Source organism: Nocardioides lianchengensis, assembly GCF_900101465.1.
Classification (GTDB): domain Bacteria; phylum Actinomycetota; class Actinomycetes; order Propionibacteriales; family Nocardioidaceae; genus Nocardioides; species Nocardioides lianchengensis.
The window spans coordinates 44391-69266 of record NZ_FMZM01000006.1 but is presented as its reverse complement, the minus strand read 5'-3'; the positions used below and the strand labels follow the sequence as shown (position 1 = coordinate 69266).

The following is a 24876-nucleotide window of genomic DNA, read 5'->3' as shown; positions in this document are numbered from 1 at the left end:
CCCGAGGCCCTACGCTCCGGTCGTGAACCGAGTGACGCTGTGGCTGATGATCCCGCTCAACCTCCTGCTCTGCGGGTGGGTCTGGATCGGTCGGCTGGTGTTCGGCGTGGGCGGCTGGTTCATGCTCATCCTGTTCCCGGTGGTCCTGATCCTGCTCGTGATGCTGATCGTCACGACCGTGCTCGCCTTCACCCAGGACGGCAGCCCCAAGGAGCTGACCGTCTTCCAGACGCTCTCCCAGCTCACGCTGTGGTTCGGCCTGTTCGTCCTCGGGGCCGTGATGCCCGACTTCGGCGACGCCGACGACAGCATGCGCTCGGGCCTCACCCAGCTCTTCGGCTACTCCGACAGCCTGTACGACCTCAGCTTCCTGCTGGCGGTCGTGGCCGCCGTGGCCAGCCTGGTCGCCTGGGTGACACTGCTGGTCAGCCTGACCGCCGGCCGCCGTAGGCTGGCGACATGACCGAGCAGCAGGCGCCCCGCCGGCGCCGGCACCTGATGGACCCGGCCAACCCGCAGCCCGCTCCCCCGCCGCCGGGCAGCAAGGCCATCGAGGGCGTCCAGAAGTGGGTGCTCTCGGTCCTGGTCGCGACCACGATCTTCCACCTCTCCGCGGGCCTGGTCATCGCGGCCGTCTTCGTCGACGAGACCAACGACGCGGCCCGGATCGGGCTCAACGTCATCGCGGGCGCGTTCGGGATCATCGCGGTCGCGGTGGCGCTGGTCATCCACCGCAAGCCGCTCCCCTCGGCCTGGCTGCTCCTTGGGCTGGTGCCGACGGTCATCGGCCTGGTCATCTGCTACGCCTGAGCCACCGCCCGCCGGAGCGCGTCCACCAGCTCGGCGTCCATCCGCTTGACGACGGCCGCGTCGCGCACCAGCTGCGAGCCGTGCACCGTCCCCGGGAACGAGTGCAGCTCCACCGAGACCCCGGCCGCGAGCAGCCGCATCGCGTAGGTCAGGCCCTCGTCGCGCAACGGGTCGAGCTCGCAGGTGACGACGTACGCCGGCGGCAGCCCGGCGAGGTCCTCGGCCCGCGCGGGAGCGGCGTACGCGTCGGCGTCCCGGCCCCCGAGGTAGTAGCGCCAGGAGAGCTCGGCCTGCCGGCGGCTCCACATCGGGGTCGTCTCGAAGGCCCGCATCGACGGGGTGTCGAGCCGGTCGTCGAGCTCGGGGATCCCGAGCGCCTGGAAGCAGAGCGCCGGCCCGCCCCGGTCGCGGGACAGGAGGGCGACGGCGGCCGCCAGTCCCCCGCCCGCGCTCTGGCCGTGCACGGCGACCCGGGCGGGGTCCACGTCGGCGCGGCCGGCGAGCATCTCGAGCGCGGCGTAGCAGTCGTCGAGGCCCGCGGGGTAGGGGTGCTCCGGCGCCAGCCGGTAGTCGACGCTCGCCACCACCGCGCCCAGGGTGTGGCACAGCTCGACCGCGAGCCCGTGCTCGAGCTCGATGTCGCCGAGGCAGAAGCCGCCGCCGTGGACGTAGAGCAGGCCCGCCAGCTGACCGGTCGCGCCCCGCGGGCGGTAGAACCGGACTCGCGCGTCGGCGCCGATCGGCTCCTCGGTCGTCTCGACCAGCTCCTCGCCCGGCACCGGACCCTCCGGCACGAAGCCCGCGAGCAGCGCCCGCGCGCCCGCGACGTCGGTGAGCGAGTCCGACAGGTCGGGCAGCAGCTCGACGATCGGCCGGAGCTCGGCGTCCAGGGTGGGGTACGGCGTGGTGTCCATGGCGATCCTCAGGTCAGGGCGGGGACGAGGTAGGTCTGCAGGTAGGCGCGGACCGACACGCGGTCGGCGACGTCGACGGCGAGGCCCGGCACCTGGACCAGCGAGATGACGATCCGCAGGATCCACTCGGCGGCGCCGGTCAGGTCGAGGTCGGCGCGGACCTCGCCGGCCTCCTGGGCCCGGGCCAGGTGGTGCTCCCAGAAGCCGGCGAGTCCCGGGACGATGTCGTCGGCGAAGGTGCCCATCACCGACGCGAAGGCCTGGGGCTCGGCCTCCTGCAGCTCCAGGGCCAGCGGTCCGAGCGGCGAGCTGCGCGACATCACCACCGCCTCGGCCACCTTCGCGGCCATCCCCGCGGCCCGGCCCACCCGCTCGTGCGCCTCGGCCCAGAAGGCCTGGTCGCGACGGATCAGCGCCGCCGAGAGCAGGGTCGCCTTGTCGGGGAAGTGCTTGTAGAGCCCGGCCCGCGACACCCCGGCCTCCTCGGCCACGCCCGCGACCGTCGTACGACGGATGCCGTCGCGGCGCAGGCACGCCTCCGCGGCGTCGAGCAGGCGCTCGCGGGTGCTCGTCGCAGCGTTCACCGGACCTCGAAGTCGGCCAGGTCGACGGTGCGGGTCCAGGCCCAGAAGTCGACGATCCGCCAGGGGCTCAGCACGTGTACCTCTCCGGCGTCGTTCGTGTAGTAGTTGTGCTCGATGTGAGGCGACGCCCAGACGGTCTGGCGGAGCTCGGCCTGGCAGCGCTCGTACCACTCGTCGTACTTCTCCTGGCGGGGCTCGAGCGCGGTGAGCGCACCGTCGGCGAGCGCGGTCAGGCACTGCACGACGTAGCGGACCTCCATCTCGGAGTTGATGATCAGGCTGCCGCCGCTGGCCAGGTTGGTGCCGGGGCCGTAGAGGCAGAAGAAGTTGGGGAAGCCGGGCACGGTCATGCCGAGGTAGGCGCGCGGGCGGGTGCCCCAGTGCTCGCGCAGGTCGACGCCGTCGCGGCCGGTGATCCGCAGCGGCAGGAGGAACTCGTTGGCCCGGAAGCCGGTCGCCCAGACCAGGACGTCGGCGCGGTGGAAGGTCCCGTCGCTGTCGACCACGCCGCCGGGCTCGAGCCGCTCGACGCCGGCGCGGACCAGCTCGACGTGCTCGCGCTGCAGCGTGCGCAGCCAGCTGCCGTTGTCCTGCAGGGTGCGCTTGCCGGTGGGCGGGTAGTCGGGCAGCACCTTGGCCAGCAGCTCCGGGTCGTCCGGGACCTGGCTGGTGATCCAGTCGGCGAACATCATCCGGGCCAGGTCGTTGGCCTCGCTGACCGACGTCTCCTGCGGCGCCCACGCCGGGTCGACCTTGGCCGCGACCAGCCCGGTGTCGCAGCCGGGGTAGAAGATCAGGAAGCGGTACCACCGCGCGTAGAACGGCAGGTGCCGCAGCGCCCAGCGCACCCCCGGACCGACCTCGCCGTGGTAGTTCGGGTTCGGGAACATCCACTGCGCGCTGCGCTGGATCACCGTCAGGCTGCCGACCTCGTCGGCGATCGCGGGCGCCACCTGGAAGCCGGTCGCGCCGGCGCCGACCATCACCACGTCCTTCCCGGCCAGGTCGACCTCGTGGTCCCAGCGCGCGGTGTGGAACGAGGGCCCCTCGAACTCGCCGGGTACGGCGGGCAGCGCCGGCCGGCTGAGCATGCCCACGGCCGAGATCACGGCTCGCGCGGTGAGCGTCTCCCCCGTGCCGAGGTGCACCGCCCAGGTCCCGCTCGCGTCGTCCCAGGTCGCGCCGGTCACCTCCGTGCCCCAGCGGACGTGGCGGCCCACGTCGTACTTCTCCAGGACGCGCTGGAAGTAGGCCTGCAGCTCGGGCTGGCGCGCGAAGTACTCGGTCCAGTGGTCCGAGCCCTCGAACGAGTAGCAGTAGAAGTGGTTGCCGACGTCGACCCGCGCTCCCGGGTAGGTGTTCTCCCACCAGGTGCCGCCGACGCCGTCGTTCTTCTCGACCACCGTGTAAGGGAAGCCCGCCTCCTGCAGGCGGATCGCGGCCAGCAGGCCGGACATCCCGCAGCCGATCACCACGACCGGCAGCGCGGCCGCGGTGGCCGGGTCGAGCGGCCGGGCCGCCGCCCGGGCGTCGGTGCCGTCGAGCTCCATCTCCTCCAGCAGCATCGGGACGTACTCCGCCCCGACGTCCTCGCAGGTGATCCAGTCCATCATCCGCTTCAGCAGCACCGGGCCCACCGGCTCGGGCTCGGGGCAGCCGCGGTCCCGCCAGTCCCGGACGATGCCGGCGGCGAACGCGCGGGCGGCGGCCTGGTCCTCGGGCGACATGAAGCCCTGGACCTCGTTGAGGAAGAGCCCCTGCGGGCGCAGCGGTCCGCTGAGGATCTCCTCGACGACCGCGGGGTCGTCGGTCATGTGGACGCAGGAGAGCAGCAGGGTCGGCACGGAGACGTCCTCGAGCGCCCGGGCGATGGCCGCGTCGTCCATCTCGTCGGCGGTGAACGGGGCACCGGCGTGCGGGTTCCGGCCGTGGTTCCTCTGCATGGGACGCATTGGTGCACAGATCGCAAACTCTGTCTACCGTCGCGACCATGCGCACCGTCGTGATCGAGGCCCCCGGGGTCGTCGCCGTCGAGGACCGCCCCGACCCCACCCTGCCCGGCCCGGACGGCGCCGTCGTCCAGGTCTCGGCGACGTCCATCTGCGGGTCCGACCTGCACTTCTACGACGGCGACCTGCCGCTCTTCCCGGTGGCCGTCGGCCACGAGGCGATCGGCACGGTCGTCGAGGCCGGCCCCGACGTACGACGCTTCGCCGTCGGCGACCGGGTCCTGGTCGCGTCGGTCGCCGGCTGCGGCGCCTGCGACCGCTGCGCGCTCGGCGACTCCGTCACCTGCGTGCACGGCGGCAAGGTGTTCGGCGCCGGCGAGCTGGGCGGGGCCCAGAGCGACCTGCTGGCGGTGCCGGCGGCCGACTTCCAGCTGCTCGCGATCCCCGACGGGATGGACGACGAGGCCGCGCTGCTGCTGACCGACAACCTGGCGACCGGCTGGGCCGGGGCGCAGCGGGCCGACTTCGCGCCGGGGGCCACGGTGGTGGTGCTCGGCCTCGGCGCGGTCGGTCAGTGCGCGGTGCGAGCGGCGTACGCGCTCGGCGCGGGGCAGGTGCTGGTCGCGGACCCGGTGGCTGGGCGGCGGGCCCGCGCGGTCGAGGCCGGCGCGATCGCGATCGAGGGACCGACGGTCGAGGCCGTCCTGGAGGCGACCGGCGGCCGCGGGGCCGAGGCGGTCATCGACGCCGTCGCGCTGGACGCCACGCTGGACGATGCGTTCAACGCCGTACGGCCCGGCGGCACGGTGTCCGTGATCGGCGTGCACGACCTCGCGCCGTACCCGCTGCCGATCCTGGGGGCGCTCTTCCGCAGCGTCACCCTGCGGATGACCACCGCGCCGATCCAGGGCACCTGGGCCTCGCTGGTCCCACTCATCGGGAGCGGCCGGATCGACACGACCGGGATCTTCACCCACGAGTTCGCGCTCGCCGACGCGGCGTCGGCATACGCCGCGGTGGCCGCCCGCACCGCCGACTGCGTCAAGGTGCTGATGCGGCCGTGAGCGGGGTCGTCGTCACCGGGGCGGCCTCCGGCATCGGGCGGGCCAGCGCGGAGGCGCTGGTGGCCGCGGGTCGCCGGGTCGCCCTCTGGGACCTCGCCCCGTCGGTGCTCGAGGTGGCCTCGGGCCTCGGGATGCCCGGCGCGGTCGTCGACGTGGCCGGACCGCTCAGCGAGCCGGTCGCCGCGGCCGCCGCTGACCTGGACGGTCGACGGGCTGGTGCACGCCGCCGGTCGGGTGGCCGTGGAGCCGGTCGGCGCGTACACCGCCGACTCGTGGGACGCGGTCGTCGACGTCAACCTGCGCGCCCACGCCCTGCTGGTCCAGGAGCTGCTGCCCCATCTCCGAGCCGCGGAGGACGCCGCGGTCGTCGGCATCTCCTCCATCGAGGGCATCGCGGCCAGCCCGTGGATCCCGGCGTACTGCGCCTCCAAGGCCGGCCTGCTCGGCCTGACCCGCTCGATGGCCGCCCAGCTGGGGGCTGACGGCATCCGCGTCAACGCCGTCTGCCCCGGCTTCATCGTCACCCCCATGATCGCCGACGCGATGGCGATCGACGAGGTCCGCACCGGCTTCGAGCAGGCCGCTCCCCTGGGCCGCATGGGCCGCCCGGAGGAGGTCGCCGCCGTCGTCGCCTTCCTGATGTCGCCCGCCGCGTCCTTCGTGACCGGCACCGAGATCGTCGTCGACGGCGGCCTCATCTGCCACCACTGACGCCGAGTCAGCACCAGTAGTGGGCCGAGTCAGCACTACTGGTGCTGACTCGGCGGTGGGGGCCAGTCAGAGGCGTTCGATGATCGTCACGTTGGCCTGGCCGCCGCCCTCGCACATGGTCTGCAGGCCGTAGCGGCCGCCGGTGCGCTCGAGCTCGTTGAGCAGAGTGGTCATCAGGCGGGTGCCCGTGGCGCCGATGGGGTGGCCCAGGGCGATGCCGCCGCCGTTGACGTTGACCTTCTGGTGCGGGACGTCGAGCTCCTTCATCCACGCGAGCACGACGGACGCGAACGCCTCGTTGCACTCGAAGAGGTCGATGTCGTCGACGGTGAGCCCGGTCTTCTCGAGCGCGTGGCGGGTGGCGCGGATCGGGCCGGTGAGCATCCAGACCGGGTCGTCGCCGCGGACCGAGAGGTGGTGGATCCGCGCCCGGGGGGTCAGCCCGTGGGTCTCGACCGCCGCCTGCGAGGCGATCAGCATCGCGCTCGAGGCGTCGCAGATCTGGGACGCGACGGCCGCGGTGATCCGGCCGCCGGGGGCCAAGGGCTCGAGGCCGGCCATCTTCTCCAGCGACGTCTCGCGCGGGCACTGGTCGGTGTCGAAGTCGCCTACCGGCGCGATCTCGTTCTCGAACCGACCCTCGGCGATCGCGGTGCGGGCCCGCTCGTGGGAGGCGAGGGCGTAGGCCTCCATGTCGTCGCGCGAGATGTCCCACTTCTCCGCGATCATCTCGGCGGAGTTGAACTGCGAGACCTCGACGTCGCCGTACCGTTCGACCCAGCCGGGCGACTCGGCGAAGGGAGTCGTGAAGCCGTACTGCTGGCCGACCAGCATCGCCGCGGAGATCGGGATGGCGCTCATGTTCTGCACGCCGCCCGCGACGACCAGGTCCTGGGTGCCGGACAGCACGCCCTGGGCGGCGAAGTGCACAGCCTGCTGCGAGGAGCCGCACTGGCGGTCGATGGTCACGCCGGGCACGTGGTCGGGCAGCCCGGCCACCAGCCAAGCCGTACGGGCGACGTCACCGGCCTGCGAGCCGATGGTGTCGCAGCAGCCCAGGATCACGTCGTCGACGGCACCCGGGTCGACACCGGTGCGACTCATCAGCGCCGAGAGCGTGTGGGCGGCGAGGTCGGCGGAGTGGACTCCCGCCAGCGCTCCGCCGCGCTTCCCGACCGGGGTGCGGACCGCGTCGACGATGTAGGCCTCGGGCATGGGGTTTCCTCTCGGCTGCGGGGGCTTCGACTCGGGACTTCGTCCCTGCTCAACCACCGGTGGTGGCGATCCCGTCTAGGAGGATCGTGAGGTACTGGTCGGCGATGGCCTCGTGGGAGTGACCGGCGCCGGGGCGGTACCACCGGACCGCGACCCAGACGGTGTCGCGGATGAAGCGGTAGGTGAGGGTGACGTCGAGGTCGCCGCGCAGCGCGCCGGACGAGACGCCCTCGGTGAGCAGCGTCATCCAGAGGTTGCGCGACTGGGCGTTGCGGTCGGCGAGGTAGCCGAACCGGTCGAAGGTCAGCAGGTAGGCCGCCTCGTTCTGGAAGATCGCGACCTCGTGGGGGTGCTCGTCGATCGCCGCGAAGGACAGTCGGACGCACTGCTCGATCTTGGTGCGCGCGTCGACGTCGCTGGCCAGCACCGCGTCGTACGACGCGAAGAGCTGCTCCTGGAAGGTCGACAGGATCTCGTCGACCATCGACTCCTTGGAGTCGAAGTGGTGGTAGAGGCTGCCCGACAGGATCCCCGCCGCCTCCGCGATGTCGCGGACGGTGGTGTTCTTGAAGCCCTTGTCGGCGAAGAGCTGCGCGGCGATGGCGAGCAGCTCGGTACGGCGGGTGGGCGCGGCCTCGGCGGTCATGGGAGAGATTGTCCTAGGCCTGCTGGCTGCTGACCGCCACGACCTCGCCGGTCATGTACGACGCGTAGTCGCTCGCGAGCATCACCATCACGTTGGCGACCTCCCAGGGCTCGGCCGCGCGCCCGAACGCCTCTCGCTGCTTCAGCTCCGCCAGCAGCTCGTCGGAGGTGACCTTGGCGAGGAACGGGTGCATGGCCAGGCTGGGCGAGACCGCGTTGACCCGGATGCCGTGCGGTGCCAGGTCGACCGCCGCGCACCGCGTCAGCGCCATCACGCCGGCCTTGGCCGCCGCGTAGTGGGCCTGCCCCTCCTGGGCCCGCCAGCCGATGACCGAGGCGTTGTTCACGATCACCCCGCGCCGGCCGGAGGCGACGAACCGCTGACCCGCGGCGCGCACGCAGCGGAAGGTGCCGGTCAAGGTGATGTCGAGGACCTTCAGCCACTGCTCGTCGGTCATCTCCAGCACGCTCGCGGTGCCGCCGAGACCGGCGTTGTTGACCATCACGTCGACCCCGCCGACGGAGTCGGCCAGGTCGAGGAGCGCGCTCACCTGCGCCTCGTCGGTCACGTCGCAGACCGCCTGGCGGACCCGGTCGGCGCCGAACTCCTCCGCCAGCGCGGCCTCGGCCTCGGCCAGCCGGCGGGCATGGGTGTCGCTGAACACGACCGCCTTCGCGCCCTCCTCCAGCGCTCGTCGTACGACGGCCGCGCCGATGCCGGCGCCGGCGGCGGCCGTCACGACCACCACCTTGCCGGCCAGCAGGTCGTGGCCCGCGACGTACGCCGGGGCGGGTTGCTCGGGGCGAAGGGTCGTCATCCACGTGCCTCTCTCGGAAGGCCGAGCACCCGCTCGGCCAGGATGTTGCGCTGCACCTCGTCGCTGCCGCCGTAGATCGTGTCGGCGCGCGAGAAGAGGAAGATCCGCTGCCACTCGTCGAGGTCGTACGGCGCGCCGCGGGCCGTCAGCCCCTCCGCGCCCAGCACGGCCATCGCGACCTCGCCGAGCCGCTTGTGCCAGCCGGCCCAGACGAGCTTGAAGATCGAGGCGGCGCCGGCGTCGTCGGCGGCCGACAGCCCCCGCAGGGCCTGCAGCCGCATCACCTCGAGCTCGACCTTCAGCCCGGCCAGCCGGTCGCGGAGCACCGGGTCGTCGTACGCGCCGTTCTCACGGGCCAGGGCGACGACGCCGGCGAGCTCGCGGGCGAAGCCGACCACCTGGCCGACCACCGAGACGCCCCGCTCGAAGCCGAGCAGCGCCATCGCGACCTTCCAGCCCTGACCCGGCTCGCCCACCACCAGCGACGCGGACGTGCGCGCCCCGGTGAGGAAGACCTCGTTGAACTCCGACCCGCCGGTGAGCTGCTCGATCGGGCGGACCTCGACGCCGTCCTGGTCGATCGGGACCAGCAGGAAGCTCAGCCCGTGATGGCGCTCGGAGCCGGGCTCGGAGCGGGCGAGCACGAAGAGCCACTGGGAGAAGTGCGCGTTCGACGTCCACACCTTCTGACCGTCGATCACCCACTCCTCCGTGCCCGACGAGGCGTCGAGGCGCGCCCTGGTCTGCACGTTGGCCAGGTCGGAGCCGGCGTTCGGCTCGGAGTAGCCCTGCGCCCACAGCTCCTCCACGGCGACGATCCGGGGCAGGAACCGCTGCTGCTGCTCGGGCGTGCCGAAGGCGATGAGCGTCGGGCCGAGCAGCTCCTCGCCGAGGTGGTTGACCCGCGCAGGCGCCTCGGCGCGGGCGTACTCCTCGTGGAAGATCACCTGCTGCCACAGGCTCAGCCCGCGGCCGCCGTACTCGGTCGGCCAGCCCACGCAGGTCCAGCCGTGGGCGGCGAGGTGGCGGTTCCAGGCCAGCCGCTCGTCGATCGCCTCGTGGTCCTTGCCGGGACCTCCGAGGCCGCGCAACGATCCCCACTCGCCGCTCAGGGAGTCCTCGAGGAACGCCCGGACCTCCGCACGGAAGGTCTCGTCCTCGGCCGAGTAGCTCAGGTCCACGAGTGCTACAGTACCAAGCAATTGCTTGGTTGGGGGTTTCGAGGCTCGCTCCGCTCGCACCTCAACCACCGAGACGTGAGGCAAGGCATGGCAGACACGATCCCGGCCGCGCTCGGCGACGCGGCGGACCGCTTCGGCGACCACCCGGCGTACGTCGCCGACGGCGAGGTCGTCTCCTTCCTGGAGCTGCTGCGCCGGGTACGCCGCACCGCGCGGGGCTACGTCGCGCTCGGGCTGCAGCCCGGCGATCGGGTCTGCGTGTGGGCGCCCAACAGCATCGGCTGGGTGGTCGCGGCCCTCGCGACGTCGTACGCCGGCGGGGTGCTGGTCCCGGTCAACTCGCGCTACACCGGCCACGAGGTGGCCGACGTCGTCGAGCGCACCGGCGCCCGCCTCGTCGTGGTCGAGGACGGCTTCCTCGGGCGCACGCAGATCGCCGACCTCCGAGCCGCCGGCGAGCTGACCGGCGTCACCGTCCTGGACCTGGCCGACCTGCCCGACCTCGACCGGGGGTCCGTGACGACCGAGCAGGTCGATGCGATCGCCGAGGCGGTGTCGGCCGACGACGTCGCCGACATCCTGTTCACCTCCGGCACCACCGGGCGCAGCAAGGGCGCGATGTCGGCGCACCGCCAGACCGTCGGCGTCGCGCGCGCCTGGGGCGAGCTGGGCGGGGTCACCGGCCAGGACCGCTACCTGGTGATCAACCCGTTCTTCCACTCCTTCGGCTACAAGGTCGGGATCGTCACCGGCCTGCTCACCGGCGCCACGCTCTACCCGCTGACCACCTTCGACCTCGACGAGACGATGCGGATCATCGAGAACGAGCGGATCACGGTGCTCCCCGGCGCGCCGACCATCTACTCCTCGCTGCTGAGCGCCCCGGGGCGCGCCGAGCGCGACCTGTCGTCGCTGCGCCTCGCCGTCACCGGTGCGGCCGTCGTACCCGTCGTCCTGATCGAGCGGATGCGGCAGGAGCTGCAGATCGACCAGGTCGTCACCGCGTTCGGGATGACCGAGGCCGTCGTGGTCACCATGGCGCGCGACGGCGACCCCGCCGACCTGGTGGCCAGCACCTGCGGTCGCGCGATCCCGGGCATGGAGACGCGGATCGATCCCGAGACCGACGAGCTGCTGGTCCGCGGCGACTACGTGATGCTCGGCTACCTCGACGACCCGGACGCCACGGCCGCCGCCATCGACGCCGACGGCTGGCTGCACACCGGTGACGCCGGCACCCTCGACGCCGACGGCAACCTGGCGATCACCGACCGACTCAAGGACATGTACATCTCCGGCGGCTTCAACGTCTATCCCGCCGAGATCGAGCAGACCCTCGCTCGCCTCGACGGCGTCCAGGACGTCGCGGTGGTGGGCGTGCCCGACGAGCGGCTCGGTGAGGTCGGCCGGGCGTACGTCGTCGGCAGCGTCGCCCCGGACACCGTGATCGCCTTCGCCCAGGAGCGGTTGGCCAACTTCAAGGTCCCGCGCCAGGTGACGCTGGTCGACGCGCTCCCCCGCAACCTCTCCGGCAAGGTGCTGAAGAACGAGCTCCGGGACGCCACCGGTGGTTGAGCAGGTCCCCGGCTCGCCGGTGGTTGAGCAGGTCGCGCAGCGACCGTGTCGAAACCCGGTGAGCCGTACGACGACCTCCACCACCGTCACCACCCGGCCTACGGGGTTTTCGACACGCTCGTCGCTAGCGCTCCTCCCTGCTCAACCAACGGCGACACCACCGCCGGTGGTTGAGCAGGTCGCGCAGCGACCGTGTCGAAACCCCGTGAGCCGTACGACGACCTCCACTTCCACCGGTCGAGAGGGGACCTGATGGACCTGCAGCTCTCAGACGACGAGCTCGCGTTCCAGACCGAGGCGCGGGAGTGGCTGGCCGCGCACGTGCCGGCCGAGCCGCTGCCGTCCCTGGACACCGCGGAGGGCTTCGTCGCCCACCAGGAGTGGGAGCGGCAGCTCGCCGACGCCCGCTGGTCGGTCGTGTCGTGGCCGACGTCGTACTCCGGGCGGGAGGCCTCGCTCGTCGAGTGGGTGGTCTTCGAGGAGGAGTACTACCGCGCGGGCGCCCCGGGGCGGGTCTCCCAGAACGGCATCTTCCTACTGGCGCCGATCATCTTCGACCACGGGACGCCCGAGCAGCAGGACCGCTTCCTGCCGACGATGGCCACCGGTGAGCGGATCTGGGCGCAGTGCTGGTCCGAGCCGGAGGCGGGCTCCGACCTGGCCTCGCTGCGCTCGACGGCCCGCCGCGACGACGAGCGTGGCGGCTGGGTGCTGAACGGCCAGAAGACCTGGTCCTCGCGGGCGTCGTTCGCCCACTGGGGGTTCGGGCTCTTCCGCTCGGACCCCGATGCCCAGCGGCACGCCGGGCTGACCTACTTCCTGTTCCCGCTCGACGCCGACGGGATCACCGTGCGCCCGATCGCCCAGCTGGACGGCGAGGCCGGCTTCGCCGAGGTGTTCTTCGAGGACGTGTTCGTGCCGGATTCCGACGTCCTCGGTGCCCCCGGCGATGGCTGGCGGGTCGCGATGAGCACGGCCGGCAACGAGCGCGGCCTCTCGCTGCGCTCCCCCGGCCGGTTCTGCGCCGCGGCCGACCGCCTCGTCGAGCTGTACGGCGAGCGCCCGGACCCGGCCTTCGCGGACGGCGTCGTCGACGCCTGGATCAAGGCGCAGGCCTACCGGCTCTACACCTGGGGCACGGTCACCCGGCTCGCGGCCGGCGGCGACATGGGGGCGGCCGGCTCGGTCAACAAGGTCTTCTGGTCCGAGCTCGACATCGCGCTGCACGAGACGGCGCTCGACCTGCTCGGTCCCGAGGCCGAGGTCGGGTCGCGCTGGCTCGACGGCTACACCTTCTCGCTCTCCGGTCCGATCTACGCCGGCACCAACGAGATCCAGCGCAACATCGTGGCCGAGCGGATCCTCGGCCTGCCCCGCGAGCCCAAGGGGGCCCAGAGGTGAGATTCGTCCTCGACGAGGACCAGCGCGACTTCGCGGCCGCGCTGGAGTCCCTGCTGGCCGCGTCCGACACCGTCGCCGTCGCCCGCGCCTGGGCCGACGGCGACCACGAACCGGGCCGCAAGCTGTGGGGCCGGCTGGCCGAGCTCGGCGTCACCTCGCTGGCGACCGAGGCCACCCCGGTCGAGGTCGCGCTCGCCTTCGAGGCGCTCGGACGGTACGCCGTACCGGGGCCCTGGGTGGAGTCCGCGGCGTACCTCCCGACCGCGCTCGGCCGCGAGGTCGACGGGATCGCCACGCTCGCCCTGCCACCGCACGTGCCCTACGCCCTCGACGCCGACGTCGCCGACGAGGTGTACGTCGGCAGCACCCCCGGCGCCGAGGTCGGCGACCGGGTCACCTCGGTCGACCGCACCCGGCACCTGTTCCGGGTGACCGGCGACGGCGAGACCCACGACGACGCCTTCGACCTCGCCGTGCTCGCGACGTCCGCGCAGCTGCTGGGCGCCGGAGAGCGGGTGCTGGCCGACGCGGTCACCTACGTGAAGCAGCGCAAGCAGTTCGGCCGCGAGATCGGCTCCTACCAGGCCATCAAGCACGCGCTGGCCGACGTCCGGATCGCGCTCGACTTCGCCCGTCCGCTGGTGTTCGGCGCCGCGCTCGGCGAGGTCCCGGCCTCCGCGGCGAAGGTGGCCGCCGGCGACGCGGCGTACCTCGCCTCGCGCACGGGCCTGCAGGTCCACGGCGCGATCGGCTACACCCAGGAGTTCGACCTCAGCCTGTGGCTGACGAAGATCCGGGCGCTGGTGACGGCGTGGGGCACGCCCGCCTTCCACCGCGCCCGGCTGCTCGACGGGCTGGTCGGCTGATGGAGTTCGCGCTCTCCGAGGAGCAGCGGGAGCTGGCCGCGACCGTCCGCTCGCTGTTGGCCAAGCGCGCCGACCCCCGCGTCGAGCGGTACGACGAGGAGCTGTGGCGCACCCTGTGCGAGCAGATCGGCGTCGCGGCCCTCGCCGTCCCCGAGGAGTACGACGGGTTCGGCGCGACCCTGGTCGAGTCCTGCGTCGTGCTGGAGGAGATGGGCCGGACCCTCGCGCCCACTCCCCTGCTCTCCTCGGTGGTGACCGCCGAGGCCCTGCTCGCCGGCGCCGACCAGGACGCGCGGGGCCGGCTGCTGTCGCGGATCGCGGCGGGCGAGGTCGCGGCGTTCGCCGACGGCACCGAGGCCGAGCGGGTCCTCGACGGCGACCTGGCGACGGTACTGGTCGTCGCCGTCGACGACGGGCTCTTCGAGGTCGACCCGGCGGCCGCCGAGCGGACCTGGACGCCCACCATGGACCAGACCCTCCGGCTGGCCCGGGTGGTCACCGACCCGGCCGCCGCGACCCGGATCGGCGACGCCGCGCCGGCCCGCGAGCGGGCCGCTCTCGTCGGGGCGGTCGCGGTCGCCGCCCTGCAGGTCGGCACCGCCGCCCGCGGGCTCGAGATGACTGTCGCCTACAGCCTGGAGCGGGTGCAGTTCGGCCGGCCGATCGGGTCGTTCCAGGCCCTCAAGCACCGGATGGCCGACCAGCTGGTGCTGGTCGAGATGGCCCGCTCGGCCGCGTGGGCGGCCTCGTACGCCGTGGCCGCCGGCGCGCCGAACGCCGAGCAGCTGGTCCACGTCGCCAAGGCCTACTGCGGGGACGCCCTGACCCACGTGTCCGGCGAGACCGTCCAGCTGCACGGGGGCATCGCCATCACCTGGGAGCACGACGCCCACTTGGTGCTCAAGCGCGCCCACAGCCTCGGCACCCTCTTCGGCGCCAGCCACGAGCACCGGTGGCAGGTCGCGCTCTGAGCTGAGGATTCGTTGCCTGGTGTTCACCAGCCGTGGGAGACCCGTGACCGTGAGGTAACTCGGGCATCGATAGGTTCACGGCCATGAAGAAGACCGAGGTGACCGAGACCGAGCAGGCCGAGAGCGCGTCCGCCGCGTTCCCGGAGGGCATGCTCGCCAACCCGACCCGCGTCCGCATCTGAGACCGCACCCGTGACCGCCCTCGGGGGCGGCACACTGGGCTCCATGAGCGAGCCCACCCCCGTCCGCGTCTACCGGGCGGAGGACCTCCTCGACGCCGACCCCACCTCCGGCATGCAACGCCGGCGGGCGTTCGAGCTGGAGAAGGTGTGGACCGGTCAGGTCACGACCGCCCCAGGCGCGGTCTCCGGGTGGCACCACCACGACGTCAACGAGTCCAGCCTGTACGTCGTCTCCGGCATCCTGCGCCTGGAGTTCGAGGGTCATGAGGGCTGGCTGGATGCCCGCCCCGGCGACTTCATCCACGTGCCGGCCCACACCGTGCACCGCGAGAGCAACCCGACCGACGCCCCCTCGCTGGCCGTCATCGTGCGCGCCGGCGGCGGCATCCCCACGGTCAACGTCGATCCGCCGCCGGGACGCTGGGACCGGTAGCCCGACGCGTCCTACGGTGGGGCGCATGTACTTCGAGAACATCGTCTTCGACGCCCTCGACCCGCACCGGCTGGGCGGATTCTGGGAAGCGGTCGTCGGCGGCGTGCGGATCACTGACGTGCCCGAGGGGATCGAGACGACGCTCGCCGTACCCGACGGGCCCGAGCTCGACCTGTGCTTCCAGCGGGTGCCCGAGCCGACGACCGCGTCGCCGCGGGTGCATCTCGACGTCACGGGCGGGCCGGACCCGGATGCCGTGGTCGGGCGCCTGATCGGGCTGGGGGCCCGGCGCCTCGACGACACGACGCTCGCCGATCCCGAGGGCAGCCCGCTCCGGGTCGTGGCGGCCGGGCCGGCGTACGACGGGGCGAGCCCGCTCGCGGCGATTCGGCTCGAGTCCGCCGACCCCGACCGGGACACCGCGTTCTGGGCCTGGCTGACGGGCTGGACGCCCGTCCCGGGTGCCCCGCACGCGCTGCGGCACCCCACGGGACGCGGACCGCTCCTCGCGCTGGTCGTCGAGGCCGCCCCCAAGGGCGCGACCAAGAACCGGCGGCACCTCGACCTCCGTCTCGAGCAGGGCGACGACACCGTGGCGGCCGAGCTGATCGCACGTGGCGGCCACGAGCTGGTCGTGGAGTGGGGCGAGCTGCCCTGGCGGTCCTACACGGACCCGTCCGGCAACGAGCTGTGCCTGCTGCCCGCCCGGTCCTGACGGCCGACGACTACAGCCCGAGCTCCGTGAGCCGGGCGAAGTACTCGTCCTCGATCTCCTCCTCGTCGCGCTCGGTGTCCCACATGTCCTCGAGCTCCTTGCGGACGGCCGGGTCGAGCGCGGCCCAGCGCGCGTTCCACTCCTCGGCGTTCTCGGTCCAGTAGGCCACGATCTTGTACGACGACGCCGGTCGCCCGAGCTCGTGCCGGACGTGCTTGCGCACGTTGCGCAGCACCCGCGACTCGCCCACGACCCACAGGTAGCCGACCCCCGCAGGCTGCTCCAGGCCGCGGACCAGCTGCTCGATGCGGCTCGGCGCCACGCCGTTGCCGCCGGTCACCCACTGCACGTCGACCGCGGACGGGATCTCGTCGCCGAAGCGCTGGGCGGCACTGGGCGCCTCGACGATCAGCCTCGAGCGCACCCGCGGGTCGGTCTGCTGGAGGATCCGGGTCGCCGCGGGCAGCCCGGTCAGGTCGGTGACCAGCACCTGCCACTCCAGGTCGGCGGGGGCGTCGTACATGCCGTTCGGGGAGTTGACCGCGACGACCGCGCCGACGGCCGCGGTGCGACCCCACTCGGCGGCCAGGCCGCCGTCGTGGAGCACCACGTCGACGGTCAGCTCGTGCCGCTCGGCGTCCCAGGCCCGGACCGTGTAGGTGCGCAGCGGCGACGGCTCGACACCCTCGGGCCAGTCCCAGCCGCGACCGACGGCGAACGGCATCCGCGGCTCGCCAGTGGGCTCGTCGGGCAGGAAGATCCGGAGGTACTCGTCCCCGACCCCGGTGGTCTCGAAGTCCGCGAGGCCCTCGCCGCCGAAGACGAAACGGCGTAGCCCCGGCACCAGGTCGGTCACCGACAGCACCTCGGCGCGGTGGATCCGCTGGGGGACGTCAGGCACGGGCTCTCCTCGACTCGGCGGAAGTTAGGTTGACCTTACTTCACCGGCGGCCCGGGGCGGTGGCGGGTCGCGTCAGGTCACCGTCGGGTCGCCGGGCACGACGTCGACGACGGTGAGCGTCACCGCGCCGGGCGCGACGGCCCCTGCTCCGAGGAGCCGGACGAGCTCGGCACGCACGTCGACGTGCACGCGGGGCGCGAGGTCCTCCACCGCGACGCCGTAGGCGACGACCAGCTCGAGGTCGACCCGCTCCAGCCGTCCGGCCTCCACGACGAGGTCGACCGCGCGGGGCGCGTGGGTGGGCGAGACCGTGAGCACGCGGCGCAGTGCCGCCGCGAGGACCCGGGTCGAGACCGCGGTCCGCGACCCGGCCACGTCCCGGTCGGGCGATCCGGCGGCGGTCACCACCGTCACCGGCTCCCCGGGCGGGACCAGCGAGCGGATGCGTCGGAGCGCGGCCTCCCGGATCTCCGGCCAGGCCGGGTCCGGACGGCGCGCGATCTCGAGCGCGCGCGCCAGCGGTTCGCTCTCGGGCTCTAGCGCCATCTCGCCATCCTCTCCGAGATCGTGCGGCGGCCGCGGTGCAGGTGTCCCCGCACGCTACCCACGCTCAGCGACAACGTCGATGCGATCTCGTCGTACGACATCCCCTCGACCTCGCGCAACAGCCACACCGCCCGCTGGTGCCAGGGCAGCTCGTCGAGGCATCGCTGCAACGCCTCGACGAGCTCCTCGTCGAGGATCGAGCGCAGCGCGTTCTCCGCCGCCTCGGGGACGAGGTGCGACAGAAGCTGATCGTCGATCGGCACCGGACGCCGGCGCCGGGTCAGGTCCGCCGCCCGGCGGTGCACGATCCGGAAGAGCCAGGTGCGCAGCGCGGAGTCCCCGCCGAACGACGGGAGACTGCGCCACGCCGAGACCAGCGCGTCCTGGGCGACCTCGGCGGCGTCGGCGTCGCGACCTCCGACCAGCCGGAGCGCGTAGCGGTGCATCCCCGGGCCGTGCCGGTCCACGATCGTCGCGAAGGCGACCTCGTCGCCGAGACGGGCGGCACGCACGAGAGCCTCGTCGCTCGGGGTCTCCTCCGGGTCTCGACCCGCGTCGCGGGTGGTCGACACGACTCCCACGTTGCCGAACACCCCGACCGGCACGCTCCCACGCGCCGTGACATTCATCACATCGAGCGAGCGTGACATCCCTGGGCGTCGAAACGACCAACGGACATCCACGACCGAGAGGAACACGCACCATGAGCGAGAAGCAGAGCACGGTCACGACGTCCGCACCGGCGACGGCCACCACGACCGACCTGGAGCGCCGGACGTCCAGCGCCCTGGTCTCGGAGCAGGGCCGAACCGCGATCGCCGACACCGTGGTGTCCAAGATCGCCGGGCTCGCCGCCCGCGAGATCTCCGGTGTCCACGACCTCGGCGGCGGGACCGCCCGGGCGGTCGGCGCGATTCGGGAGCGCATCCCGGGTTCCCGGACCAACCACAGCCAGGGGGTCGCGGTGGAGGTGGGCGAGCGCCAGACCGCCGTCGACCTCGACGTCGTCGCCGAGTACGGCGTGGCGATCGCCGACCTCGCGGCGGCCATCCGTCGCAACGTCATCAGCTCGGTCGAGCGGATGACCGGCCTGGAGGTCACCGAGGTCAACATCACCGTCCACGACGTGTTCGTCGACGACGGGTCGGAGGCCGACCCGGAGGCGTCGTCCTCCCGCGTGGAGTGAGGCGACCGTGAGCACGCCCGACGACCACCCGGCCGACCTGGTCGCGCACGCGGTCCTGGCCGTGCCGGGGGTCCTCGACCTCCACGGCGGGGCGCCGGGCGAGGTGGCGACGTACCTGCCCGGGCGTCGGGTCCGGGGGGTCCGACTCCTGGAGCCGGGGTGCGAGGTCCACGTCGTCCTCGACTGGACGGCACCGCTCGGTGACACCACCGACCGGATCCGCGCGGCCCTGCGGCCGATCGTCGACGCGCCTGTTCACGTGTTCGTGGAGGACGTCGCCGTGAGCGAGGGGCAGCACCCGTGACGGGCCCGCGCGATCCCCGGGCCGAGCGTCGGGCGCTCATCCGCCTCCACCATCCCGACACCGGAGGGGACCCCGAGGCCTTCGCCCGGCTCCTCGCAGCCGTCGATGCGCCGGTCAGTTCCGAACACCACCCGCGGTCCGTCGCCCCGACCGCCTTCACCGACCGTCTGGGGGGCGGCCGGTGGAGGCGGCTCGGGCGCCGCGCCGTCACCCGTGTGCGCGTGACGCTCCCCCGGCGGCTGCCGGGCTCGCGCCGCTACGCACAGATCTGAGAGGAACACCATGACCACCTCCACCCTCGGCCTGCTGGCCGGGCTGCTGCTCACCATCGCGATCGTCGCCGGCGGTCTCGTAGGCCTGCTGCTGGCCGTCGTGCTGGGCGGCGCGGGCTACCTCGTCGGTGCCCACCTCGACGGCCAGCTCGATCTGCGCGAGCTCCTCAGGAGCCGTCGTGGCTGAGCCGGAGACCGCCGACGAGCTCACGGAGGCCGGGCTCCGCGGCCATCTGGACCTGCGCCTCGCGGCCATCACGCGGATCGTCGAGCACGTCGTGACCTCCGCGGACGGCACCCAGGCACGGACGTCGGCCCTGGGATCCACCCTGGGCCGGGTCGCCGGGCGCACCCTGCCCCGCGTCGACGTGCGGGTCTCCGGCCGGACCGTCCGGATCCGGGCGGAGGTCGGGTGTCCCTGGCCCGAGCCCGCCGGACCGCTCGGCGAGCGGGTCCGGGACGCCGTCGTCGCTGAGACCGAGCGGCTCACCGGTCTCCGGGTCCGCGCGGCCGACATCGTCGTGCACGTCCTCCCTGCGGCGGAGGACGGGGCAGGGGCCCAGTCCCGGAGGGTGGCATGAGCACCCTGCGATCCCCCGAGCCGCGTCGGCGGCCGGCCGCCACCGGGACGGCGGTGGGCCTCGCCCTCGTCGTGACGACGCTCGGCGTCCTCCTCGTGACCGATGCGGTGCGGGCAGCGACCACGACGCACGCGTCGGTCCTGCACCGTGCGGTGACCTCCCTCGACGGCGCCACCGCGTCCACGGCGAGCAGCGCCGTCGGCGTGGCTCTCGCAGCCGTCGGCCTGCTGCTTCTCGCGATCGGGCTGGCCCCGCGCCGTCGTACCCACCTGCGCGTCGAGTCCGAGGCGGACGTGTGGATCACTCCGCGCGCCGCGGCGGCCCTGGCCGCGCGAACCGCCGAGCGACAGCCGGGCGTGCTGCAGGCCCGGGTCGAGCGGAGCGGACGCCGCCGCCTCGTGATCGGGGCGGTCCCACGGACGCTCGACGACTCCGCGGCCGTGCAGGGAGCACACGAGGCCGCCGTCGAGGAGCTGGGTCGCCTGGACGGTCCGACGGTCGAGGTACGACGAAGGGAGTCGACATGAGGCACTACGGGCGCGACCGGGCGTCGGTGCTGCTCAGCGGATTGCTCGTGAGCGGCCTCGGCCTCCTGGTCCTCGACTGGCGGCTGGGGCTGGTGGTCCCGTCGGGTCGGCGACTCTCGACGACGAGCGTCACCGACCTGATGGCCGAGGGCTGGTGGCCGTGGGCCCAGGGCGCCGCGGGCGTCCTGATCGCCCTCGTCGGTCTGATGTGGCTGCTCTCGCACCGCCCGCACCGTGGCCCTCGTACGACGGGCACGGGGGCCAGCGGGCCGACGGGCACCGTCACCGTCGACCTCGACTCGCTGCGCGCGGCCCTCGCCCACCGCCTGGACGCGAGCGGGACGACGACCGATGCTCGCGTCGACCTCCGCCACGAGCGCGGCCGACTGGTGGCCACGCTCGACGCTCGCGCGGACGACGACACCGACCTGGACGGCCTGGTGGGCGTCGCCGAGGACCTCACGCAGGAGCTCCGACGGGTCCTCCCCGACGACGAGGTCGTGCTCCAGACCCGGTGGCGCGCCCCGCGTCCGCGCCGCGCGGTCCGCTCGGCCCGCGCCTCCGTGCGCGTGCAGTGACGCACCCACCCCGAGACTGCCCGGCCCACCGGCCGGGTACGGCAACAACCACCATCACCGCAGGAGGAATCACCATGGGATTCACCGAGAAGGCCAAGAACGCCGCCGAGGACGCCCTCGGCAAGGCCAAGGAGGCCGTTGGCGACGTCACCGGCAAGGACGATCTCAAGGCGGAGGGCCAGAAGGACCAGGCCAAGGCCAACCTCAAGTCGGCCGGCGAGGACGTGAAGGACGCGTTCAAGAAGTGAGCACGATGCCGTGGCGGGGGTCCGACGGACCCGTTCCGCGCCCCGCTGCGGCGCCCGCCGATCCCGCCGTCCCCGACGTCGGAGAGCAGGTCGACAGCGAGCTGCCCCTGAGCCGGTGGGACGCCTGGCAGCGACGGCATCCCGTCGTCGCCCTCCCCCTGGCGATCATCTACAAGTTCTTCGACGACCAGGGCGTCTACCTGGCCGTCGTCATCACCTACTACGCGTTCGTGTCGGTCGTGCCACTGCTGCTGCTCGCGACCTCGGTCCTCGGCTTCCTGCTCCAGGACGACCCAGAGCTGCGGGCGCGGGTCCTCGACTCCGCCATCGCCGGGTTCCCCGTGGTGGGCGACCAGCTGGGCCGGCCCGAGGGGCTGCAGGGGTCGACCACCGCGATCGTCATCGGCGGTCTCACCGCGCTCTACGGCTCGCTGGGTCTCGGGACCGCGCTGCAGAACGCCATCAACACCACCTGGGCCGTGCCGCGCAACAGCCGCCCGAACCCGTTCCTGGTCCGCCTGCGCAGCCTGGTCCTGCTCGCCACCGGCGGCCTGGCCCTGGTCGCCGTGTCGGTGCTGTCGACCCTGACCCAGTTCGTCACCGGCTTCCTCGGCAGCGGTGCCGTCTCGCGATGGCTGCTGCTGCTCGCCAGCCTGGCCCTGGTCGCCGGCATCCTGAGCGCGTTGCTGTGGATGGGCAACGCGCGGCGGGAGCCGTGGCGCGCCGTCGTACCGGGGGCCGTGGTGATCGCCGTCCTCTGGCACCTGCTGCAGCTGGGCAGCGCGGCCGTCGCCCGGCAGGCCGCCGACCAGGCGTCGTCGATGAACCAGACCTTCGGCCTCGTCCTCGGGCTGCTGGCCGTCACCTACGCCGCGGCGCTCGTCGGGGTGATCGGCATGGAGGTCAACGTCGTCGTACGACGGCGGCTGTGGCCGCGGGCCCTGCTCACGCCGTTCACCGACGCGGTGGACCTGACCGAGGCCGACCGTCGCGCCTACACCGGCTACGCCCGGGCCCAGCGTCACAAGGGCTTCGAGAAGGTCGACGTCACCTTCGACGACCGGAACCAGGACTGAGCCAACCTCGCGGCAGCCTTGCGGACACGTTGAGGATCCGCTGAGGTTCCGCTGCCAGGGTTCAGGACATGACGACGAAGACCTCCAAGCCCACCACCAACGACCTCAACGTCGGCATGGTCGCCAACCCGCGCCGTACCCGCCTCTGATCCACGCCAGACCTCCGGCCGGGGACCGTCGAGTGACGATCACTCCCGCGGGCGCGGGGTGTGCGGGTGCGTCGGGTCGGCCGCGAAGATCCGCTCGTAGATGTCGTAGATCAGGGCCGCCTTCGCGTTGTTGTAGTCCATCGCGTCGGTGAAGCCGCGCTCGCCCAGCGAGCACTTCAGGTCGGCGTAGGCCGCGTGGTCGTCGGCGTGGCCGGTCAGCCAGTCGCGGAACGCGGCGTGCCGCCGCGGCTCCTGGGCGCCGACGCCCCACACGTGCACGTTCGCGTACGGCGCGCCCAGGCGCACCAGCCGGTGCTGCTCCCACTCGGGCTCGCGCACCCGCAGTACGAACCCGGCCGCCTCCAGGTCCGGCAGCCAGTCCTCCTCGCGTGCGGAGTCGGCGACCGTCAGGTCCACGTCGATCACCGGCTTGGCGTGCAGCCCGGGCACCGACGTCGACCCCACGTGCTCGATCGCGAGCGCCCGCTCCCCGAGCGCGTCGACCACCCGGGCCCGGACCGCGTCGTACGCAGCCGGCCACTCCGGGTCGGGCGGCACGACCACGACCGGCTCCGGCACGTGCGCCTGCACCCGCGCCGCCGCGATCTGCTCGTCGGTCGGGACGTCGTACGGCCGCCAGAGCGGGTGGGTCTCCATGCTGCCGACCCTAGGTCACCGCCGACCCGTCACTCAGTGCCCTGTTCCGGCGGTGTGTCGGTCACGGATCGACGGGTCGACCGGCCAGATGACGATCCAGTCCCCGTCGTACGACGTCGATGGTCAGCTGTCGGTCCAGGGTCGGGACGTGCGTCCGCGTCAGGACGACGATCCCCCAGCCCCCTTCCCTCGTCAGCCAGCCCCGGCGCCGCCCGTCCCGCGCTCGCTGCTCGTCGGTGGTGTGCCAGTCGGCACCGTCGTACTCGACGGCGAAGCGCAGCTCCTCGTTGCCCAGGTCGAGGAAGGCCGACTCACCCCAGGCGCCTGCGCGGCGTACCTCGAGCTGCGGCGTCAGCTCGGGCAGCTCCCCGTCCTGGCAGCGCAGACGCGTCCAGGACTCGGGCAGTGACTCGGCCCGGGCGTCCACCCGCGGTCCGAGGTCGCGGAGCTGGACCACCCCGCGCATGCCCGAGAACCGCTCCGTCTCCCGTACGACGTCGGCCGCGTCGAGGCCGCCCGCTCGGGCGAGCGCGTCCATCGCCCCGAGTGCCTGATCGCGGGGCCGCAGCCGACCCAGGTCGCAGGCCAGCCGCAACGGCGTCAGCACGCGCACCCCGTCGACCTCCATCACGTCGCTCGGCAGCAACGTCCGCTCGCCGCCGACGCAGCCCGACTTGCGGACACGGGTGCGGCCCGGTTCCTGGAAGACGCTCACGGGCGGCGCGACGACGTGGCTCTGGGGCGGCTCGACATCGACACCATGCAGCCAGGCCGCCGACTCGTCGCAGACGACGGCCGTGCGCGGGATCACCAGCCCCACGGCCCGCGCGCGGACCTCGGTGGTGTCGGGGACGACGGCATCGACGTACACCCCCTCGACCACGCGGCGGACGAGCCCGGCCCGCACCAGCTGCCCCAGCACCCGCGGTCGTACGCCGAGCTCCGCGGCCCGCGCGGTCGTGAACGGCATGTCGAGCGGCAGCTCGGCACGCCGATCGGGCAGGTCCGGGAGGTCGGGGAGCAGATCCATGCGGACACGCTCCCGCAGCCGCGCGGGTCGTCGTACTGCTCATCCACAGGCCCGATATCGACCCGTCAACTCGCGACTGACACGCCGCGAAAACCGGTCATCCAGTGACGGGTCAGCGTCAGTCGGTGGTGCGGTACTTGCCCTGGAAGAACAGGAGCGGGTCGGCGACGTCGGAGCTGGCCAGCTCGAGGACGCGGCCGAGGACGACGTAGTGGTCGCCGGCCTCGTGGACGGCGTGGATGGTGCAGTCGACGTGGCCGAGGGTGCCGGCGAGGACCGGCGAGCCGGTCGCCGCCGACGGCGTCCAGTCCACGCCGGCGAACTTGTCGACGCCGCGGCTGGCCATCTGGTTGGAGAGCTCGGCCTGCTCGGCGCCCAAGAAGTTCACGCAGAAGCGGCCGGAGCGCTGGATCAGCGGCCAGGCCCGCGAGGTCTTGGCGGGGATGAAGAGCACCAGCGGCGGCTCCAGCGAAACGCTGGAGAACGACTGGCAGGTCATCCCCACCGGCTCCCCGCCGCTGGTCGAGGTCACGACCGTGACGCCGGACGCGAACCGGCCGAGCACGTCGCGGAACTGCCGGGCGGCGGCCTGCGCCTCGGGGTCCTCCGGGATCTCGACGTCCTCGCCGGGGCGCAGCTCGAACTCGTAGCCGGCGTCGCCGAGCCAGGAGCTGATCAGCTCCGGGCTGGGCCAGGTCTCACGCGCGTCCGAGGACATCCCGTCGGGGATGTCGGGGGTCCCGCGGTGTGCTCCCGAGCTCATGGCCATGGCCGTCTGTACCCCGTC

31 protein-coding genes are annotated in these 24876 nt (G+C 73.0%); 18 read left to right on the top strand and 13 right to left on the bottom strand.

Going from position 1 to position 24876, the window contains the following annotated elements:
* Positions 1-22: 22 nt before the first annotated feature.
* Both BLT76_RS12015 and BLT76_RS12010 read left to right on the top strand, forming a co-directional pair.
* Positions 23-463, top strand: a complete 441-nt coding sequence (locus BLT76_RS12015) for a hypothetical protein (protein ID WP_139175504.1) — start codon at positions 23-25, stop codon at positions 461-463.
* Positions 460-810, top strand: coding sequence for a hypothetical protein (locus tag BLT76_RS12010; RefSeq protein WP_090855896.1), 351 nt, complete (start codon positions 460-462; stop codon positions 808-810). The genes BLT76_RS12015 and BLT76_RS12010 overlap by 4 nt, the downstream gene beginning before the upstream one ends.
* Here the strand turns inward: BLT76_RS12010 and BLT76_RS12005 are convergent.
* From BLT76_RS12005 to BLT76_RS11995, 3 genes are read right to left on the bottom strand one after another with little or no spacing between them, the layout of a single operon-like run.
* Complete coding sequence (locus BLT76_RS12005; RefSeq protein WP_090855893.1) at positions 801-1724, bottom strand: alpha/beta hydrolase; 924 nt, start codon at positions 1722-1724, stop codon at positions 801-803. The genes BLT76_RS12010 and BLT76_RS12005 overlap by 10 nt on opposite strands.
* An 8-nt stretch (positions 1725-1732) precedes the next feature.
* Complete coding sequence (locus tag BLT76_RS12000) at positions 1733-2308, bottom strand: TetR/AcrR family transcriptional regulator (RefSeq protein WP_170867032.1); 576 nt, start codon at positions 2306-2308, stop codon at positions 1733-1735.
* Complete coding sequence (locus tag BLT76_RS11995) at positions 2305-4251, bottom strand: flavin-containing monooxygenase (protein WP_090855887.1); 1947 nt, start codon at positions 4249-4251, stop codon at positions 2305-2307. The genes BLT76_RS12000 and BLT76_RS11995 overlap by 4 nt, the downstream gene beginning before the upstream one ends.
* A 47-nt stretch (positions 4252-4298) precedes the next feature.
* Here BLT76_RS11995 and BLT76_RS11990 point away from each other — a divergent pair, with 47 nt between their 5' ends.
* Positions 4299-5321, top strand: coding sequence for an alcohol dehydrogenase catalytic domain-containing protein (locus BLT76_RS11990; protein WP_090855884.1), 1023 nt, complete (start codon positions 4299-4301; stop codon positions 5319-5321).
* Between the two features lie 192 nt (positions 5322-5513).
* Positions 5514-6032, top strand: a complete 519-nt coding sequence (locus tag BLT76_RS11985; protein WP_306457674.1) for an SDR family NAD(P)-dependent oxidoreductase — start codon at positions 5514-5516, stop codon at positions 6030-6032.
* 66 nt (positions 6033-6098) lie between these two features.
* On the opposite strand, the gene BLT76_RS11980 is transcribed toward BLT76_RS11985, so the two are convergent.
* Genes BLT76_RS11980 through BLT76_RS11965 form a run of 4 tightly spaced genes read right to left on the bottom strand, consistent with a single transcriptional unit; the run spans position 6099 to position 9891 of the window.
* Positions 6099-7247 carry an acetyl-CoA C-acetyltransferase gene (locus BLT76_RS11980; protein ID WP_090855881.1) on the bottom strand — a complete coding sequence of 383 codons (1149 nt, stop codon included), beginning with the start codon at positions 7245-7247 and terminating at the stop codon, positions 6099-6101.
* A gap of 49 nt (positions 7248-7296) precedes the next feature.
* Positions 7297-7893, bottom strand: a complete 597-nt coding sequence (locus BLT76_RS11975) for a TetR/AcrR family transcriptional regulator (protein ID WP_090855878.1) — start codon at positions 7891-7893, stop codon at positions 7297-7299.
* A 13-nt stretch (positions 7894-7906) separates the two neighbouring features.
* A complete protein-coding gene (locus BLT76_RS11970; RefSeq protein ID WP_090855875.1) occupies positions 7907-8710 on the bottom strand; it encodes an SDR family oxidoreductase in 804 nt (267 codons plus the stop codon).
* Positions 8707-9891, bottom strand: coding sequence for an acyl-CoA dehydrogenase family protein (locus tag BLT76_RS11965; RefSeq protein WP_090855873.1), 1185 nt, complete (start codon positions 9889-9891; stop codon positions 8707-8709). The genes BLT76_RS11970 and BLT76_RS11965 overlap by 4 nt, the downstream gene beginning before the upstream one ends.
* Positions 9892-9978: 87 nt before the next feature.
* Between BLT76_RS11965 and BLT76_RS11960 the strand changes: the two genes are divergently transcribed.
* The 6 genes from BLT76_RS11960 (at position 9979) to BLT76_RS11935 (ending at position 16034) form a co-directional block, all read left to right on the top strand.
* Complete coding sequence (locus BLT76_RS11960) at positions 9979-11466, top strand: FadD3 family acyl-CoA ligase (RefSeq protein ID WP_090855870.1); 1488 nt, start codon at positions 9979-9981, stop codon at positions 11464-11466.
* 252 nt (positions 11467-11718) lie between these two features.
* The gene (locus BLT76_RS11955; protein ID WP_090855867.1) at positions 11719-12867 is read left to right on the top strand and encodes an acyl-CoA dehydrogenase family protein; all 1149 of its coding nucleotides are present in this window, start codon (positions 11719-11721) and stop codon (positions 12865-12867) included.
* Positions 12864-13733 (top strand): acyl-CoA dehydrogenase family protein, encoded by an 870-nt coding sequence (locus BLT76_RS11950; RefSeq protein ID WP_090855864.1) that lies wholly within the window; start codon positions 12864-12866, stop codon positions 13731-13733. Before BLT76_RS11955 ends, BLT76_RS11950 begins: the two co-directional genes overlap by 4 nt.
* Complete coding sequence (locus tag BLT76_RS11945; protein ID WP_090855861.1) at positions 13733-14704, top strand: acyl-CoA dehydrogenase family protein; 972 nt, start codon at positions 13733-13735, stop codon at positions 14702-14704. Before BLT76_RS11950 ends, BLT76_RS11945 begins: the two co-directional genes overlap by 1 nt.
* A 225-nt stretch (positions 14705-14929) precedes the next feature.
* Positions 14930-15319 (top strand): cupin domain-containing protein, encoded by a 390-nt coding sequence (locus BLT76_RS11940; protein WP_090856592.1) that lies wholly within the window; start codon positions 14930-14932, stop codon positions 15317-15319.
* A 25-nt stretch (positions 15320-15344) separates the two neighbouring features.
* Complete coding sequence (locus tag BLT76_RS11935; RefSeq protein WP_090855858.1) at positions 15345-16034, top strand: VOC family protein; 690 nt, start codon at positions 15345-15347, stop codon at positions 16032-16034.
* Between the two features lie 10 nt (positions 16035-16044).
* Here BLT76_RS11935 and BLT76_RS11930 read toward each other — a convergent pair whose 3' ends face one another.
* The 3 genes from BLT76_RS11930 to BLT76_RS11920 all read right to left on the bottom strand — a co-directional run bounded on the left by BLT76_RS11930 (position 16045) and on the right by BLT76_RS11920 (position 18053).
* Positions 16045-16935 carry a siderophore-interacting protein gene (locus BLT76_RS11930; RefSeq protein ID WP_090855855.1) on the bottom strand — a complete coding sequence of 297 codons (891 nt, stop codon included), beginning with the start codon at positions 16933-16935 and terminating at the stop codon, positions 16045-16047.
* A 72-nt stretch (positions 16936-17007) separates the two neighbouring features.
* Positions 17008-17481: a hypothetical protein gene (locus BLT76_RS11925; protein ID WP_090855852.1), complete on the bottom strand. Its 474-nt coding sequence runs from the start codon at positions 17479-17481 to the stop codon at positions 17008-17010.
* Entirely contained in the window at positions 17472-18053 is a 582-nt protein-coding gene (locus tag BLT76_RS11920) for an RNA polymerase sigma factor (RefSeq protein WP_244509375.1), read from the bottom strand. The genes BLT76_RS11925 and BLT76_RS11920 overlap by 10 nt, the downstream gene beginning before the upstream one ends.
* 131 nt (positions 18054-18184) lie before the next feature.
* Between BLT76_RS11920 and BLT76_RS11915 the strand changes: the two genes are divergently transcribed.
* The 8 genes from BLT76_RS11915 to BLT76_RS11875 all read left to right on the top strand — a co-directional run bounded on the left by BLT76_RS11915 (position 18185) and on the right by BLT76_RS11875 (position 22253).
* Positions 18185-18667, top strand: coding sequence for an Asp23/Gls24 family envelope stress response protein (locus BLT76_RS11915; protein ID WP_090855846.1), 483 nt, complete (start codon positions 18185-18187; stop codon positions 18665-18667).
* Positions 18668-18674: 7 nt separating this feature from the next.
* Positions 18675-18971, top strand: coding sequence for a hypothetical protein (locus tag BLT76_RS11910; protein ID WP_090855843.1), 297 nt, complete (start codon positions 18675-18677; stop codon positions 18969-18971).
* Positions 18972-19253: 282 nt separating this feature from the next.
* Entirely contained in the window at positions 19254-19430 is a 177-nt protein-coding gene (locus BLT76_RS11900) for a DUF2273 domain-containing protein (RefSeq protein ID WP_090855837.1), read from the top strand.
* On the top strand, positions 19423-19824 hold the full coding sequence (locus BLT76_RS11895; protein ID WP_090855834.1) for a hypothetical protein: 402 nt from the start codon (positions 19423-19425) through the stop codon (positions 19822-19824). The genes BLT76_RS11900 and BLT76_RS11895 overlap by 8 nt, the downstream gene beginning before the upstream one ends.
* Complete coding sequence (locus BLT76_RS11890; protein WP_090855831.1) at positions 19821-20351, top strand: DUF6286 domain-containing protein; 531 nt, start codon at positions 19821-19823, stop codon at positions 20349-20351. The genes BLT76_RS11895 and BLT76_RS11890 overlap by 4 nt, the downstream gene beginning before the upstream one ends.
* On the top strand, positions 20348-20929 hold the full coding sequence (locus tag BLT76_RS11885; protein WP_090855828.1) for an Asp23/Gls24 family envelope stress response protein: 582 nt from the start codon (positions 20348-20350) through the stop codon (positions 20927-20929). The genes BLT76_RS11890 and BLT76_RS11885 overlap by 4 nt, the downstream gene beginning before the upstream one ends.
* A gap of 74 nt (positions 20930-21003) precedes the next feature.
* Positions 21004-21177 (top strand): CsbD family protein, encoded by a 174-nt coding sequence (locus tag BLT76_RS11880; protein ID WP_090855825.1) that lies wholly within the window; start codon positions 21004-21006, stop codon positions 21175-21177.
* Between the two features lie 5 nt (positions 21178-21182).
* Positions 21183-22253 (top strand): YihY/virulence factor BrkB family protein, encoded by a 1071-nt coding sequence (locus BLT76_RS11875; protein WP_090856589.1) that lies wholly within the window; start codon positions 21183-21185, stop codon positions 22251-22253.
* Between the two features lie 188 nt (positions 22254-22441).
* Here BLT76_RS11875 and BLT76_RS11870 read toward each other — a convergent pair whose 3' ends face one another.
* The 3 genes from BLT76_RS11870 to BLT76_RS11860 all read right to left on the bottom strand — a co-directional run bounded on the left by BLT76_RS11870 (position 22442) and on the right by BLT76_RS11860 (position 24852).
* Positions 22442-23059, bottom strand: a complete 618-nt coding sequence (locus tag BLT76_RS11870; protein WP_090855819.1) for a GrpB family protein — start codon at positions 23057-23059, stop codon at positions 22442-22444.
* 61 nt (positions 23060-23120) lie between these two features.
* Positions 23121-24089 (bottom strand): hypothetical protein, encoded by a 969-nt coding sequence (locus BLT76_RS11865; RefSeq protein WP_090855816.1) that lies wholly within the window; start codon positions 24087-24089, stop codon positions 23121-23123.
* Positions 24090-24207: 118 nt separating this feature from the next.
* Entirely contained in the window at positions 24208-24852 is a 645-nt protein-coding gene (locus BLT76_RS11860) for a flavin reductase family protein (protein WP_244509374.1), read from the bottom strand.
* Positions 24853-24876: the final 24 nt, after the last annotated feature.

What these genes read in the sequence shown, in the direction of transcription:
- BLT76_RS12010 (WP_090855896.1), top strand. Translation starts at nt 460, where the DNA reads ATGACCGAGCAGCAGGCGCCCCGCCGGCGCCGGCACCTGATGGACCCG.
- BLT76_RS12005 (WP_090855893.1), bottom strand. Translation starts at nt 1,724, where the DNA reads ATGGACACCACGCCGTACCCCACCCTGGACGCCGAGCTCCGGCCGATC.
- BLT76_RS11995 (WP_090855887.1), bottom strand. Translation starts at nt 4,251, where the DNA reads ATGCAGAGGAACCACGGCCGGAACCCGCACGCCGGTGCCCCGTTCACC.
- BLT76_RS11990 (WP_090855884.1), top strand. Translation starts at nt 4,299, where the DNA reads ATGCGCACCGTCGTGATCGAGGCCCCCGGGGTCGTCGCCGTCGAGGAC.
- BLT76_RS11980 (WP_090855881.1), bottom strand. Translation starts at nt 7,247, where the DNA reads ATGCCCGAGGCCTACATCGTCGACGCGGTCCGCACCCCGGTCGGGAAG.
- BLT76_RS11975 (WP_090855878.1), bottom strand. Translation starts at nt 7,893, where the DNA reads ATGACCGCCGAGGCCGCGCCCACCCGCCGTACCGAGCTGCTCGCCATC.
- BLT76_RS11970 (WP_090855875.1), bottom strand. Translation starts at nt 8,710, where the DNA reads ATGACGACCCTTCGCCCCGAGCAACCCGCCCCGGCGTACGTCGCGGGC.
- BLT76_RS11960 (WP_090855870.1), top strand. Translation starts at nt 9,979, where the DNA reads ATGGCAGACACGATCCCGGCCGCGCTCGGCGACGCGGCGGACCGCTTC.
- BLT76_RS11955 (WP_090855867.1), top strand. Translation starts at nt 11,719, where the DNA reads ATGGACCTGCAGCTCTCAGACGACGAGCTCGCGTTCCAGACCGAGGCG.
- BLT76_RS11945 (WP_090855861.1), top strand. Translation starts at nt 13,733, where the DNA reads ATGGAGTTCGCGCTCTCCGAGGAGCAGCGGGAGCTGGCCGCGACCGTC.
- BLT76_RS11940 (WP_090856592.1), top strand. Translation starts at nt 14,930, where the DNA reads ATGAGCGAGCCCACCCCCGTCCGCGTCTACCGGGCGGAGGACCTCCTC.
- BLT76_RS11935 (WP_090855858.1), top strand. Translation starts at nt 15,345, where the DNA reads ATGTACTTCGAGAACATCGTCTTCGACGCCCTCGACCCGCACCGGCTG.
- BLT76_RS11925 (WP_090855852.1), bottom strand. Translation starts at nt 17,481, where the DNA reads ATGGCGCTAGAGCCCGAGAGCGAACCGCTGGCGCGCGCGCTCGAGATC.
- BLT76_RS11915 (WP_090855846.1), top strand. Translation starts at nt 18,185, where the DNA reads ATGAGCGAGAAGCAGAGCACGGTCACGACGTCCGCACCGGCGACGGCC.
- BLT76_RS11900 (WP_090855837.1), top strand. Translation starts at nt 19,254, where the DNA reads ATGACCACCTCCACCCTCGGCCTGCTGGCCGGGCTGCTGCTCACCATC.
- BLT76_RS11890 (WP_090855831.1), top strand. Translation starts at nt 19,821, where the DNA reads ATGAGCACCCTGCGATCCCCCGAGCCGCGTCGGCGGCCGGCCGCCACC.
- BLT76_RS11885 (WP_090855828.1), top strand. Translation starts at nt 20,348, where the DNA reads ATGAGGCACTACGGGCGCGACCGGGCGTCGGTGCTGCTCAGCGGATTG.
- BLT76_RS11880 (WP_090855825.1), top strand. Translation starts at nt 21,004, where the DNA reads ATGGGATTCACCGAGAAGGCCAAGAACGCCGCCGAGGACGCCCTCGGC.
- BLT76_RS11875 (WP_090856589.1), top strand. Translation starts at nt 21,183, where the DNA reads ATGCCGTGGCGGGGGTCCGACGGACCCGTTCCGCGCCCCGCTGCGGCG.
- BLT76_RS11870 (WP_090855819.1), bottom strand. Translation starts at nt 23,059, where the DNA reads ATGGAGACCCACCCGCTCTGGCGGCCGTACGACGTCCCGACCGACGAG.
- BLT76_RS11865 (WP_090855816.1), bottom strand. Translation starts at nt 24,089, where the DNA reads ATGGATCTGCTCCCCGACCTCCCGGACCTGCCCGATCGGCGTGCCGAG.
- BLT76_RS11860 (WP_244509374.1), bottom strand. Translation starts at nt 24,852, where the DNA reads ATGAGCTCGGGAGCACACCGCGGGACCCCCGACATCCCCGACGGGATG.